Consider the following 12,734-nt stretch of genomic DNA (forward strand, 5'->3'; position numbering starts at 1 on the left):
GGCCTGTTGGGCGCGGGTGGTGCGGCGGCCGCCGCCGCCCCCACTTCCGCCGGCAGCGGCCGCCGCACCACCCGCGCCCAACAGGCCAAGCCCGGCAATCGCCCATGCCGGCGTCGCGCCATCCACCACTCCGACGCCAGCGATCAGCTCGTCCAGCGAATTGATTTCGTCAAAGGTAAAGCCATTGAACGGCTCGGCGCTGTAGCGCGCCTGCCACAGCGTCGCGTCGTCACCCTGAAAGACAATGTCATTGGGCACGCCGTCAGGGCTGGTGACGAAGAAATTGGAGATTTTGATTTGCTCGCCAGACTTCAGATTGACGATCAAATCCTGACCGCTGCGACTGGTCGACGCCAATTGATCGGGCCGAACCGGCATTTGTACAACTGAAGGCTGACTGAGCTGAACATTGCCCCAGTTCTGGGCAGTGAGCTGAGAATTGGCTTTGTCGGCAATGACGATGTTGTCCATTACTACTCCCTGTAAATGGGTGGGGCGGACGTCCACGGATGGTTTTAAAACCATAGATAGGGAGTGTCAGATGAGGCTGCCTGATTTTTGACGAGCGCATGGATGGGCGATTTGCCCGCGTTTATCTATTTGAAAATAGGGTCTATTTATGTCGTTACCATTTGTCGGGTCGTTGGATCCAAGCGGTTTTTGGGTGCAACAAAATGTGTCGTTTTCGACATTGTGCAACAGAACGCTGGAAAAGGTCCGGGCGGAATCGCCGAGGGTGATGGCTAAGCGATATTGAATTTCTCAAAGCGCAGGCCACACTCCGCAGTTGCCTGTCTGCGAAGGTATTAATCAATAAGCGTGGGAGGGGGGAAAGGCTTTGTATAAGAAATCCCGTTGTACCGTTTCAGCTGTTCTTTCTATCCCTCAGCAGTTAATGCGCTAGCTATCGATCGCCGAAGTGATCGGACGATATCCAGCGCAGACTGATCGCTAACACTGCCGGGGCACTGATCAAACATATGCGGCGCCCCAGGGTAGACATGCAGTTCGACGGCAACCCCGGCGCGGGACAGACGCAGGGCAAATGCCACGTCCTCTTCCAGAAACAGATCCAGCGCGCCGACGGCCAGAAACGTCGGTGGCAAGTCACGCAGATCGTCTTGCAGGGCCGGCGAAAACCAGCCAATTGGCAGATCATCCAGCGCTTGGTCAGCGCGCAGGCAATCCCAGCAGAACTGGTTGGCTTGCGCTGGCCAGCCAATCACGCCGGTCGTGCTGTTCTGCTGAGGCGAGGCTGCGCTGCCCGAACGGTGATCGAGCATCGGATAAACCAGCACCTGACTGGCGATGGAATACTCGCCGCGATCCCGCGCCACAATGGCCAGCGCTGCTGCCAGCCCGGCGCCGGCACTGTGGCCCATGACGATTACTTTGTCGGCGTCGATGTTGAGCGTTTGCCGGTGGGCGAAAACCCAGCCGAGGGCCGTGTAGCAGTCCTCCAGAGGGACAGGGAAGGGGTGCTCTGGCGCGAGACGGTAATCGACGGCGACGATGATCGCCTTGAGTGCTTCGGCGAGGTCAGCCAGATAGTCATCGGCCATTTCGGGGCAACCGAGGACGAAACCTCCACCGTGGATGTACAGGATCACCGCTAAATTACCGTCCGCTGCTGCGGCGGTGGGCCGGTAAAGACACAGGCGCAAATCCTCACCGTCGTGGGCCTTGGTCCATAGGTTTTCTCCGAGCGCTTGTTCTCGGGATTTGAATGTCGCGTGAACACGCTCCCTGATCGCGGGCAGCGTTTCCAACGTCCAGTCTTCAGCGCCGGGGGTTAAAAAGCTTTTGAAGTCGGGATCCAGCAGTTCATGTGCTTTCACGTTCTGCCTCCTGTTTTCGAATGAACGAGCGCCTCGGATGGAGGCGCCGCTCACGGTGGAGTTACAGCCAGGCTTTGATCTGCGCACACACAGCCGGCGTCGAGATGCCGTAGCGATCATGCAGCGTCGGCAGGGCGCCGGCGTCAAGGAACGCGTCGGGCAACGCGATCTGTCTGAAGGTGGGCGTCACGCCATTGCGCAACAACAACCCGGCAACCGCCTCACCCAAACCGCCGATGATCGAGCTGTTCTCGGCTGTGACCACCAGACGCCCGGATTTGCGTGCTTCGGCGAGAATGGTTTGCTCATCCAGCGGCTTGATGGTCGGCACGTGCAGCACGGCCACATCAATGCCGTCGGCCTGCAATTGCTTGGCCGCTTCCAGCGAGCGCATGGTCATCAGCCCGGTGGAGATGATCAGCACGTCGTTGCCCGTGCGCAGTGTCTTGGCCTTGCCGATCTCGAATTTATAACCGTACTCGTCCAGCACCAACGGCACATTGCCGCGCAGCAAACGCATGTAGACCGGGCCTTGGTGAGCGGCGATGGCGGGCACGGCCTGTTCGATTTCCAGCGCATCGCACGGGTCGACAATCATCAGATTGGGCATGGCGCGGAAAATAGCCAGATCATCGGTGGCCTGGTGGCTCGGCCCGTAACCCGTGGTGAGGCCGGGCAGGCCGCAGACGATTTTGACGTTGAGGTTTTCCTCGGCGATGGCCATGCAGATGAAGTCGTAAGCACGCCGCGAGGCGAACACCGCGTAGGTGGTGGCGAAGGGTACGAAACCCTCACGCGCCATTCCCGCCGCAGCGCTCATCAGCAACTGTTCGGCCATGCCCATCTGATAGAAACGCTCCGGATGCGCCTTGGCGAAAATGTGCAGGTCGGTGTACTTGGACAGGTCCGCAGAGAGACCGACGATGTCCGCGCGCTGATCTGCCAGCGCTGCGAGCGCATGGCCGAACGGTGCCGAGCGGGTCGCCTGGCCCTCGGAAGCAATCGAGGCAATCATCGCCGAGGTGGTCAGGCGCTTTTTCACCGGCGCGCCAGTAGCAGTCGAAGGCGCAGTGTTGGCGGCGTTGCTCATTGGTCTTTTCCTTCTTCAAGGTTGCTCAGTGCCAGGTCCCATTCGTGCTCTTCGACGCGAATGAAGTGGGTCTTTTCCCGGTTCTCCAGAAACGGCACGCCTTTGCCCATTTTCGTGTCGCAGATGATCACGCGCGGTTGCCCGCCGGGGTGATTGCGCGCGGCATCGAATGCAGCGACCAGGGCGTCGAGGTCATTGCCGTCGACGCGCTGGGTGAACCAGCCAAAGGCTTGCCAGCGATCAACGATGGGTTCGAACGAGAGAATCTCGCTGGAGTAACCGTCGGCCTGCTGGTTATTCACGTCGACGATGGCGATTAGATTGTCGAGCTGCCAGTGCGAAGCCGACATCACCGCTTCCCAGGTCGAGCCTTCATTGAGTTCGCCATCGGACAGCAGGTTGTAAACGAACGAGGTCGAGCCTTTGCGCTTGAGGCCCAGGCAGGCACCGACCGCGATACCCAGGCCCTGACCCAGCGAGCCGCCGGTGATTTCCATCCCCGGCGTGTAGGCGGCCATGCCCGACATCGGCAGGCGGCTGTCATCCGAACCGTAGGTTTCCAGCTCGTCGAGCGGAATGATCTCGGCTTCGATCAGCGCTGCGTACAGCGCGATGGCGTAGTGGCCGATGGAGAGATAGAAGCGATCGCGCTGCTCCCATTCGGGATCTGTCGGGCGATGGTTCAGCGCATGAAAGTAAGACACCGCCAGCAGGTCAGCCGCGCCGAGGGCCTGGCCCACATAGCCCTGGCCCTGAACCTGGCCCATGCGCAGTGCATGGCGGCGAATGTTGTGCGCGCGCTGGGTCAGGCTCAGCGATGCAGCGTGTGCAAGATTAGTCGTCATGATGAAACTCCGTTGACTCAACGATTGACCAAAGCGGCAGGAATACGCAGGACCAGGCTCGCGCCGAGGAACAGCACGCCGGTAATCAGGTACATGCCGATGGCACTGGAACCGGTCAGGGTGGTGATCCAGCCGATCAGATAAGGCGAGCAGAACCCGGCGAGGTTGGCGAAGCTGTTGACCGCGGCGATGCCGGCCGCCGCAGACACCCCGCCGAGCAGCGTGGTGGGCAGCATCCAGAACAACGAGGTGGCGGACAGAATGCCGGAGGCGGCCAGGCACAGGCTGAGGATCGACAAGGTCGGATTGCCGCCCATCATTGCTGCCAGGCTCAAGCCGATCGCACCGGCGATCATCGGCACGATCAGGTGCCAGCGGCGCTCGCGATGTTTGTCGCCACTGCGGCCGACCAAGAGCATGGCGGCGATGGCGCACAGATAGGGCAGGCTAGTCAGGAAACCGATGTGCAGCGGGTCGGAAACCCCTGCATTACGTACCAGTGTCGGCAGCCAGAAGGTGATCGCATATTGGCCCATGACCACACAGAAGTAGATCGCCGCCAGCAGCCACAAGCGCCGGTCGCGAATGAACTCGCCGACCGAGGCGTGGGTGACCTTTTGCTGGTCGTCTTCGGCCAGCTCACGAGTGATCAAGGCTTTTTCCTCGTCATTGAGCCAGGTCGCCTGATGCACGCCGTCCTTCAGATAACTCAGCACCAGCAGGCCGACGACCACGGTGGGCACCGCCTCGAGAACGAACATCCATTGCCAGCCGGCCCAGCCGTGCACACCGGCAAAGTGGTTCATGATCCAGCCCGACAGCGGGCCTCCGACCATGCCTGACAGCGGAATGGCGATAAACCACAACACGGTCATGCGCGCTCGCCGATAGGACGGAAACCAGTAGGTGAGGTAGAGCAGCAGGCCCGGCGCCAGGCCGGCTTCAGCAATCCCCAGCAGAAAGCGTAGGGCATAGAACTGCCAGGCGGTTTCGACGAAGGCGAACAGCGCCGAGACGATGCCCCAGGTGATCATGATCCGCGCAATCCACACTCGCGCGCCGACCTTGTGCAGGATAATGTTGCTGGGCACTTCGCAGAGGAAATAGCCGATGAAAAACACCCCCGCGCCCAGTCCGTAGACCGTTTCGCTGAGGGCCAGATCGTTCATCATTTGCAGCTTGGCGAAACCGACGTTGACCCGGTCCAGATAGGCGCACAGGTAGCACAGCATCAGGAACGGCATCAGCCGCCATGCCGTTTTGCGATAGGCAGAAGAACGCACGGTCGAAACCGCTTCGAGCGACAGGGTAGTCATGGTCTGATCTCTTGTTTTTATTGACCGCCAGGCCATCAGGCCCGGCTGCGTCATCGATCCAGAACCGCACGGGTCACGCAGGCCCGCCCAGAGTTACTCAGTGAATCAGCATGCCGCCGTTCACATCGAGGGTGATGCCGGTCAGATAAGCGGACAGGTCGCTGGCCAGAAACAGCGCGGCGTTGGCGACGTCCTGCGCTTGACCCAGGCGCCCGAGCGGAATGCCTTCGATGATGGCGTGGCGGCGTTCATCCTGCATCAGGCCGCCGGTGATGTCGGTGTGAATAAGGCCGGGAGCGATGGAGTTGACGCGGATATTGTCCGGCCCCAATTCCCGCGCCATGGCCTTGCCCAGCCCCAGCACACCGGCCTTGGCCGCGCTGTAATGCGGGCCGCCGAAGATGCCGCCGCCGCGCTGGGCCGACACCGACGACATGCAGACGATGCTGCCGGAAGACTGTTGGCGCATCAGCGGAATCACCGCCTGGGACATGAGCAAAGTGCCGCGCAGGCTGACGTCCAGCACCTTGTCGTAGTCCGAAGGGCGAATATCCAGAGTCTTCAGTGGCTGGGTGATGCCGGCGTTGTTGACGAGAATATCGATGCGCCCGAAGTGCTCGATGATGGTGGCGACGGCTTGCTGAACCTGCGCTTCGTCGGCCACGTTGGCCGCCAGGCCCAGATGACCTTCGCCCAGTGCTGCGGCGGCGTCACGTGCTGCGGATGCATCCAGATCGAGGATGACCACGCGAGCGCCGTGTTGCGCAAATGTGCTGGCGGTAGCGCGGCCAATGCCACGGGCAGATGCGGCACCGGTAATGATTGCGACTTTGCCTTGAAGAAGCATGGAGGATTCCCTCGAATTGTTTTTATTGGGTCGGTGTGTAAGTAACCGATGACTCAGCTTGTCCTCCGGGGCGAGCGTGAGCAATAACGCGGAAGTCACTCAATGCTGAAAAAAATTCAGCACTCGTCAGGCCGTTTCGCAAATGCTTGAATGAAACCGGTCCGTACATCACAAGAAATCACCACGGAGTCCCCATGCGCTCTGACACTGAGGCATCGATCATCCTGCCACCGCTGAAAGCAATTCAGGCCTTCGAACAAACCGCGCGCTTCGGCAACGTCGCCAGGGCAGCAGAAGTGCTGGACCTGACACCCTCGGCAGTCAGCCATCAACTGGCGAAACTGGAAGGGATGATCGGCCGGCAATTATTCGTTCGCGCTGCTCGGGGCGTCTCGCTGACGCCGGTCGGCGAGCAGTACCTCAAGGAAGTCTCCGGGATTCTGCACAGCCTCGCCGTTGCCACCGAGCGTGCGGCCAGCGATGTCAGCCTCGATTGCCTGCGCTTGCACTCATCGCCAAGCTTCGGCCTGCTCTGGCTGATGCCGCGCCTGGAAGCGTTTCGCGCCAGTCATCCGGACATTCAGATCAACCTGTCGTGCTCCTATGAATCGCTGCACTTCAGTCGCGACAAGATCGACGTCGATATCCGCCATGGTCTGCCGAACTGGCCAAGCTATGAGGTGCGCACGGTCAGGAACGAGACGTTCGCGGTGCTGACCTCACCGAAACTGCTCGCGCAACGCCCGGTACGCGGCGCGTCGGATCTGCTGGAGTGCGATCTGATTCTGTCGGAAGCCACTCTGCTCAAATGGCCGCAATGGTTTGCCCAGCATGGTCTGGCGCGTCCGGAACGGCCTTACGCATTGAGCTTCGATCGTTCATACATGTCGCTGGAAGCCGCGAGTCATGGCTTGGGTTTCGCACTGGAAAGCACATTGCTGGCGCAAAAGTATCTGGCCGCGGGCACGCTGGTTGAAGTAGCGCCTGAATCTCTGAGTGCTGCGGTGGCTGCGCACCATCTGGTATTCCCCAAAGCGCATTCGAGCTTTCCACGGGTCAGGCGCTTTCTGGCGTGGATGGAGAGCGAATTGGGGCACGAATTCGCGTATTGAGTCGGGCTCAATTCTTTCAAACTCTCTGAACCGGCCAAGGTCAATCCATTACCGGTCACATATTCACGTCAGAGGCGAAGGAATGGATAACTACCACATCAACAAAAACCAGCAGCGCTGGGAACTGGTCAAAGAGGGCGCGCAGCGTGCGTCGAAAACGGCTGCAACCAAAGCCGAGATCACCCAGATCGCCAGCGACTACCTCCAAGACAAAACCGCCTCGCTGAAAATCCATAAAGAAGACGGGACGATCCAGGAAGAACGCACCTTTCCGCGCGCAGCCGACCCGCGAAAAACCAAAGGCTGAGCAGGCTGTTCTTTTCTGTGTTCATCGTTTCTTCAGAAGGGTCTGATTTATGGTCATTGCATGTCTGGGATGGGGCTCGCTGATCTGGAAGTCGGACGGCTTGCCGCTGGCCAGCGAGTGGTTTGCCGACGGGCCGCAGGTACCGATCGACTTCGTTCGCGTCAGTGACACTGGCGAGTTGACTACAGCCATAAGCGCGAACGCGCCGCCGTGCAAAGTGCTGTGGTCGGTCCTCGACGTGACCGATCTCGATCAGGCCCGTGAACTCCTGCGTATTCGAGAAGGCGTGCCGGAGGGCAGGGAGGATGGCATCGGCAGCTTCACCGTCGGTCCCTCGGCGATGGGCGTGCTTGCTGAATGGGCAATTCCTCGGCAACTCGATGCGGTGATCTGGACGGCGCTGCCCGGCAGATTCAAGAACATCGAAGGCCTGGTGCCGAATGTCGACGACGCAGTTTCTTATCTGGCCGGGTTGAGCGGCGCAGCGCACGAACAAGCGCGCGACTATATCGAACAGGTGCCGGCGCAGATCGACACGCCGTATCGCCGTGAAATCATTGCCAGGCTTGGGTGGAAATGATGAGTACCCGCAGCCAGGCGCAGATTGTCGCGATCTTCGATCAGCTGTTGGCACTGCGAGAGAGTGTCGACATTCTCCAGCACGTGGAGAGCGCTAGCGTCGAGTCGCTGCGTGGCCATCAGACCGTGGACGCTCCCGAGTCGTTGGATCTGGTGTTTCAAAAGCTGCAAGAAGACATCGCCAGCATGGAGGAAACCTTGGCGACGATTGCCGAGGCGACCGGGGACGTGTCGAAGTTGTGAGGGGGGCGCGGGGCTGGCATGCAGAGATGATGTGCCTGGTCTGGCGCTTTCGCGAGCAGGCTCGCTCCCACAGGGATTTGCGTCACATCCCGGAAATCAATCGATTCACAAATCCCATGTGGGAGCGAGCCTGCTCGCGAAAGCGCTGGATCTGGCACTTACTCTGTTGGATGTGCCGACGCTATCGCGAGCAGGCCCGCTCCTACAATGGGGCTGGATCCACGCGCAACGCATCCACCACCAGAGAAAACGCCGGCGACGGTTGGCGGCGGCTGGGGTAGTAGAGGTGGAAGCCACCGAACGGTTCGCACCAGTCTTCCAGCACTCTGACCAAACGCCCTTCGGCCAGATGCGCACCGAACTCGTCTTCAGGCAGGTAGGCAATCCCTAACCCGTTCACAGCGGCGTCGGCGATGTGCACGGTGGAGTTGAACACCAGTTGGCCGTCGACCCGCACTTTCAGCTTTTTGCCCTGCCGCTCGAATTCCCAGGCATCGACACCGTCGTAGGTCGGGAAGCGAATGTCGATGCAGCGGTGCGCCGCCAGCTCGCGCGGATGTTGCGGGGCGGGGTGCCGGGCAAAGTAGTCGGGCGAGGCGACGACGGCCATGCGCAGCGGCGGGCCGATCGGTACGGCGATCATGTCCTGGGCGACGGTATCGCTGAAACGCACGCCGGCATCGAAGCGGTCGGCAACGATGTCGCGGAAACCGTAGTTGATATCGAACTCGACCTTGATGTCCGGGTATTGCAGCAATAGTGGCGTCAGCTTGGGCAGCAGAGTGGTCTTGATGATGTTGTCGCCGCAGGTGATGCGCACCGTACCGGCAGGCTTGTCGCGCAACTCGGTGAGAGCGTCCAGCTCGGCTTCGATCTCATCGAAACGATGACCCACGGTGTGCAGCAAACGTTCGCCGGCCGCCGTCAGTGACACGCTGCGCGTGGTGCGGGTCAACAGGCGAATTTTCAGACGCGCTTCCAGCGCCGAGACTACCTGGCTCACCGCCGATTGCGTCACGCCCAGTTGCACCGCCGCGCGGGTGAAGCTGCCGCTGCGGGCAACGGTGACGAAGGCGAGCAGGTCGTTGAAATTGGGTTTGGCCATGGCGCAATGCTCAGGTTTATTGATTAGCAGTGTTTATAACCGCATTAAGCACTCATTAGCTAATCAAAGCCTCGAGCCTGCGCAACAATACCTTCATCCCGGCCACGCCTGGCTTCTCGATCAAGGACGCCCCCATGAAACGACTGTTCATACTGCTCGGGTTTCTCCTGAGTTCATTTACTGCATTCGGAGCTGACATGTCCCACGGTGCCGACAATTTCTTCAAAAGCGATAAGGTGACCGTGCAGAAGGTCAGCTTCAAAAATCAATATCAACTCACCGTGGTCGGCAACCTGTTTGTCCCTAAAGGACTCGACCCGGCAGCGCGCAGCGCGGCGATTATCGTTGGCCATCCGATGGGCGCGGTGAAGGAGCAGAGCTCCAATCTGTACGCACAGAAACTGGCGGAGCAGGGTTTTGTCACCTTGTCGCTGGATCTGTCGTTCTGGGGCGAAAGCGAAGGCGCGCCGCGCAACGCGGTGCTGCCGGACATGTATGCCGAAGACTTCAGCGCGGCCGTCGATTACCTCGGCACACGGCCATTCATCGACCGCGAGCGCATCGGCGTGTTGGGCATCTGCGGTAGCGGCAGCTTCGTGATCAGCGCGGCGAAAATCGACCCACGCATGAAAGCCATCGCCACGGTCAGCATGTACGACATGGGCGCGGCCAACCGTGATGGCCTCAAGCACTCGCAAAGCCTTGCGCAGCGCAAGCAGATCATTGCGCAAGCGGCCGAGCAGCGTTACGCCGAGTTCACTGGCGGCAAGGTCGCATACACCGGCGGCACGGTGCTGGAACTGAAGGCCGACACCCATCCTATCCAGCGTGAATTCTTCGATTTCTACCGCACCCCGCGCGGCGAATTCACCCCGGCCAGCTCGACGCCGCAACAGACCACGCGGCCGACGCTGAGCAGCAACACCAAGTTCATGAACTTCTATCCATTCGTCGATATCGAGAGCATCTCGCCGCGCCCGATGTTGTTTATTGCCGGTGCCAACGCGCACTCCCGTGAGTTCAGCGAAGAGGCCTTTCGCTTGGCAGGGCAGCCTAAAGAACTGGTGATTGTGCCGAATGCCGGCCATGTCGATCTGTACGACCGGGTCGAGCTGATTCCTTTTGCCAAGCTGACGCAGTTCTTCAAGAGCAACCTTAAGTAACTTTCAACGCGACGGAGCAAAGCGATGCGGTTTTTTGCCAACGGCTGGAAGGGATTCGTACTGATGGCATGGCTGCCCGTTGCTCTGTCTGCACCGACCGCTATGGAGGCCAGCACGATGTGGATGACCGTCGGAGAACAGCGTTTTGCCATTGCTCTGGATGACAACCCGAGTACGCGGCAATTGCGCACGCGATTGCCGCTGAGCCTGGAGATGACCGACCTGCACGGCAATGAAAAATACGCCACCGTGCAGCCGCCATTGCCCACCCAACCCTACCGGCCGGGCACGATCCACAGCGGCGATTTCCTTCTGTATGGCGACGATACGTTGGTGGTCTTCTACAAAACCTTCGATTCGTCCTACCGCTATTCGCGTCTTGGCCGCATCGAACGCCCGCAGGACTCGGCCGAAGTCTTGGGGCGCGGCGATGTGCGGGTGACGTTCACTCTGGAGTAGTGAGGAGACACATTGATGAACCTGAAAGCCCTGCATCATCAGCGCCTTCTTCGCATCGTCGCCCTCGGCTGCGCGGTCCTCGCCAGTGCAGCCTGCGTGAATCCCCTCTGCGCCAATCCTTCCCGATCACCGGAGAAACCGATCATGAAAGAACAGCCTCTGACGCCTAAACAACTGGCGATCGCCCCGATTGCCGCCAACGCTGCAATCGGCGACATGCCGCGTTTGCACGACGCACTCAATCGTGGTCTTGATGCCGGGCTGAGCATCAGCGAGACCAAGGAAATTCTGGTGCAGCTGTACGCTTACGCCGGTTTTCCGCGCAGCCTCAACGCTTTGTCATTGCTGATGAAGGTTTTGCAGGAACGCGCCGCGCGGGGCATCGAAGACGTGCCGGGACGCGAGCCGGGTCCGGTTCCGTCGGGATATGCGCTCACCGAACTGGGCACCGACAATCAGACCCGCCTGGTCGGCGCGCCAGTGTCCGGCCCACTGTTCGAATTCGCCCCGGCGATCGATCAGTTCCTGAAAGTGCACTTGTTCGGCGACATCTTCGCCCGCGACAACCTGGCATGGACGGATCGGGAACTGGCGACGGTTGGCGCGCTGGCGGCAATGGCTGGGGTGGAGTCGCAACTGGAGTCGCATTTGAAGATCAGTCTGAATGTGGGATTGACGGTTGAGCAGTTGCTGCAAGTAGCGCAGGAGTTGGAGGCGCGTGGGGATTTGCAGGCTGCTGAGCGGGTGGGCGCGGGGCTGGACAAAATCCAGCGGTGAGGGCGGCTCGGATTCATTGCCGCTCTGTTAATGCAATTCTTATAGTGCGCGCTGGCGCCGACTCGCTCCCGGTGAGCTTCCTGTTATCCGCTTGAACGCACGACTGAACGCCGCTTGGGAGGTGTAGCCCAAGCGCTGCGCCACTTCTTCGATTGGCAGTCTTTCCAGCGTCAGCCACTGACTGGCCAGGCGCATGCGCAGTTCGGTGGCGTAGCGCAGCGGCGGGGTGCCGAGGGTGGTCTGGAAGCGTTCGGCGAAGACCGAGCGTGAGGTGTTGCACAGCGTTGCGAGTTCGGCGACGCTCCAGTCGCGCCCCGGTTGTTGGTGCAGGGCCAGCAAGGCCTGCGCCAAGCGTGGGTCGCGCAGGGCGGCGACGAGACCGGAGGCATTGCCGCAAGCGCATTCGACCCAGCCGCGAACAATCATTGCCGCCACTACGTCGGCAAGGCGCGCGAGAATGCCGGCGAAGCCAATGCGCGCTGCGCTGACTTCGCGTTCCATGGTCGCAAGGATTGGCATAAGTCCCGGATAACGCTGGCCGCCAGCGTCGATCAGCATAAGACCCGGCATCAGCCGACCGAGGCCTTGCAGGCTGCCGAGTTCGAACTCCATACAGCCACTAAAGAGCAGGGCGCTATCGGGCGAATCGGCGCTGTGACCGACCTGCAAAGCGCAGACCGTATCGCCGAGTGGCGCGGCGACGGCGTTGTCAATGTCCTGCACCTCGGCGTTTGGGTGTGACAGCAACTGGTGCGCGGCACCGTGGGCGATGAACACTGCATTGCCCGCCGACAATTCGTACAGGCTGCCGTCCTCCAGTCGCAATACCGTCGATCCAGCGGCGACGAAGTGGAAATACGCATGGCCGGACTTGTCGCTAAAACCCAGACCATACGGCGGACCAGCGTGGATCCGACGATATTGCACGCCACGCAAACGCATGCTGCGCAGCAATTCAGTGATCAGGTCTGATGACAGTGAAAAGGGATCGGTGCTGCTCATGTTCGGGGTTTCGATCAAAAGTTCAAGACTATGCATCATAGATCATCCGGT

General features: G+C 60.4%; 15 protein-coding genes. 7 read left to right on the forward strand and 8 right to left on the reverse strand.

Annotated elements, in window-relative coordinates; translation table 11 throughout:
- From J5M66_RS08520 to J5M66_RS08545, 6 genes are all read right to left on the reverse strand, one after another.
- A partial coding sequence (locus J5M66_RS08520) for a BapA prefix-like domain-containing protein (RefSeq protein WP_207817486.1) occupies nt 1-471 on the reverse strand: 471 nt, incomplete at its 3' end.
- Nucleotides 472-878: 407 nt separating this feature from the next.
- The gene (locus J5M66_RS08525; protein ID WP_207807903.1) at nt 879-1,838 is read right to left on the reverse strand and encodes an alpha/beta hydrolase; all 960 of its coding nucleotides are present in this window, start codon (nt 1,836-1,838) and stop codon (nt 879-881) included.
- Nucleotides 1,839-1,899: 61 nt separating this feature from the next.
- Entirely contained in the window at nt 1,900-2,928 is a 1,029-nt protein-coding gene (locus J5M66_RS08530) for a transketolase family protein (protein WP_071171997.1), read from the reverse strand.
- A complete protein-coding gene (locus tag J5M66_RS08535) occupies nt 2,925-3,773 on the reverse strand; it encodes a transketolase (protein WP_207807902.1) in 849 nt (282 codons plus the stop codon). The genes J5M66_RS08530 and J5M66_RS08535 overlap by 4 nt, the downstream gene beginning before the upstream one ends.
- 17 nt (nt 3,774-3,790) lie before the next feature.
- Entirely contained in the window at nt 3,791-5,089 is a 1,299-nt protein-coding gene (locus tag J5M66_RS08540) for an MFS transporter (protein ID WP_123442684.1), read from the reverse strand.
- Between the two features lie 97 nt (nt 5,090-5,186).
- Nucleotides 5,187-5,936: an SDR family NAD(P)-dependent oxidoreductase gene (locus J5M66_RS08545; protein ID WP_122610062.1), complete on the reverse strand. Its 750-nt coding sequence runs from the start codon at nt 5,934-5,936 to the stop codon at nt 5,187-5,189.
- 194 nt (nt 5,937-6,130) lie between these two features.
- Between J5M66_RS08545 and J5M66_RS08550 the strand changes: the two genes are divergently transcribed.
- The 4 genes from J5M66_RS08550 (at nt 6,131) to J5M66_RS08565 (ending at nt 8,177) form a co-directional block, all read left to right on the forward strand.
- Nucleotides 6,131-7,048, forward strand: coding sequence for a LysR substrate-binding domain-containing protein (locus J5M66_RS08550; RefSeq protein ID WP_122610061.1), 918 nt, complete (start codon nt 6,131-6,133; stop codon nt 7,046-7,048).
- 82 nt (nt 7,049-7,130) lie between these two features.
- The gene (locus J5M66_RS08555; protein WP_016774410.1) at nt 7,131-7,355 is read left to right on the forward strand and encodes a DUF2188 domain-containing protein; all 225 of its coding nucleotides are present in this window, start codon (nt 7,131-7,133) and stop codon (nt 7,353-7,355) included.
- Nucleotides 7,356-7,404: 49 nt separating this feature from the next.
- Complete coding sequence (locus J5M66_RS08560) at nt 7,405-7,935, forward strand: hypothetical protein (protein WP_123442682.1); 531 nt, start codon at nt 7,405-7,407, stop codon at nt 7,933-7,935.
- Nucleotides 7,935-8,177: a hypothetical protein gene (locus tag J5M66_RS08565; RefSeq protein WP_123442793.1), complete on the forward strand. Its 243-nt coding sequence runs from the start codon at nt 7,935-7,937 to the stop codon at nt 8,175-8,177. The genes J5M66_RS08560 and J5M66_RS08565 overlap by 1 nt, the downstream gene beginning before the upstream one ends.
- 202 nt (nt 8,178-8,379) lie before the next feature.
- Here J5M66_RS08565 and J5M66_RS08570 read toward each other — a convergent pair whose 3' ends face one another.
- A complete protein-coding gene (locus J5M66_RS08570; RefSeq protein ID WP_206420472.1) occupies nt 8,380-9,282 on the reverse strand; it encodes a LysR family transcriptional regulator in 903 nt (300 codons plus the stop codon).
- A 134-nt stretch (nt 9,283-9,416) separates the two neighbouring features.
- Here J5M66_RS08570 and J5M66_RS08575 point away from each other — a divergent pair, with 134 nt between their 5' ends.
- From J5M66_RS08575 to J5M66_RS08585, 3 genes are all read left to right on the forward strand, one after another.
- Entirely contained in the window at nt 9,417-10,445 is a 1,029-nt protein-coding gene (locus tag J5M66_RS08575; protein ID WP_206420471.1) for an alpha/beta hydrolase, read from the forward strand.
- Nucleotides 10,446-10,469: 24 nt separating this feature from the next.
- Entirely contained in the window at nt 10,470-10,904 is a 435-nt protein-coding gene (locus J5M66_RS08580) for a cyclophilin-like fold protein (protein ID WP_243432863.1), read from the forward strand.
- A gap of 144 nt (nt 10,905-11,048) precedes the next feature.
- On the forward strand, nt 11,049-11,681 hold the full coding sequence (locus J5M66_RS08585; protein ID WP_225914442.1) for a carboxymuconolactone decarboxylase family protein: 633 nt from the start codon (nt 11,049-11,051) through the stop codon (nt 11,679-11,681).
- A 39-nt stretch (nt 11,682-11,720) separates the two neighbouring features.
- On the opposite strand, the gene J5M66_RS08590 is transcribed toward J5M66_RS08585, so the two are convergent.
- Nucleotides 11,721-12,719: an AraC family transcriptional regulator gene (locus J5M66_RS08590; protein WP_207807900.1), complete on the reverse strand. Its 999-nt coding sequence runs from the start codon at nt 12,717-12,719 to the stop codon at nt 11,721-11,723.
- Nucleotides 12,720-12,734: the final 15 nt, after the last annotated feature.

The sequence above is a fragment of the Pseudomonas sp. 67(2021) genome (assembly GCF_017491835.1).
Lineage (GTDB): Bacteria > Pseudomonadota > Gammaproteobacteria > Pseudomonadales > Pseudomonadaceae > Aquipseudomonas > Aquipseudomonas atacamensis.

Coding starts and splice junctions, on each gene's coding strand:
- J5M66_RS08530 (WP_071171997.1), bottom strand. CDS start 2,928: ATGAGCAACGCCGCCAACACTGCGCCTTCGACTGCTACTGGCGCGCCG.
- J5M66_RS08535 (WP_207807902.1), bottom strand. CDS start 3,773: ATGACGACTAATCTTGCACACGCTGCATCGCTGAGCCTGACCCAGCGC.
- J5M66_RS08540 (WP_123442684.1), bottom strand. CDS start 5,089: ATGACTACCCTGTCGCTCGAAGCGGTTTCGACCGTGCGTTCTTCTGCC.
- J5M66_RS08545 (WP_122610062.1), bottom strand. CDS start 5,936: ATGCTTCTTCAAGGCAAAGTCGCAATCATTACCGGTGCCGCATCTGCC.
- J5M66_RS08550 (WP_122610061.1), top strand. CDS start 6,131: ATGCGCTCTGACACTGAGGCATCGATCATCCTGCCACCGCTGAAAGCA.
- J5M66_RS08555 (WP_016774410.1), top strand. CDS start 7,131: ATGGATAACTACCACATCAACAAAAACCAGCAGCGCTGGGAACTGGTC.
- J5M66_RS08560 (WP_123442682.1), top strand. CDS start 7,405: ATGGTCATTGCATGTCTGGGATGGGGCTCGCTGATCTGGAAGTCGGAC.
- J5M66_RS08565 (WP_123442793.1), top strand. CDS start 7,935: ATGAGTACCCGCAGCCAGGCGCAGATTGTCGCGATCTTCGATCAGCTG.
- J5M66_RS08570 (WP_206420472.1), bottom strand. CDS start 9,282: ATGGCCAAACCCAATTTCAACGACCTGCTCGCCTTCGTCACCGTTGCC.
- J5M66_RS08575 (WP_206420471.1), top strand. CDS start 9,417: ATGAAACGACTGTTCATACTGCTCGGGTTTCTCCTGAGTTCATTTACT.
- J5M66_RS08580 (WP_243432863.1), top strand. CDS start 10,470: ATGCGGTTTTTTGCCAACGGCTGGAAGGGATTCGTACTGATGGCATGG.
- J5M66_RS08585 (WP_225914442.1), top strand. CDS start 11,049: ATGAAAGAACAGCCTCTGACGCCTAAACAACTGGCGATCGCCCCGATT.
- J5M66_RS08590 (WP_207807900.1), bottom strand. CDS start 12,719: ATGCATAGTCTTGAACTTTTGATCGAAACCCCGAACATGAGCAGCACC.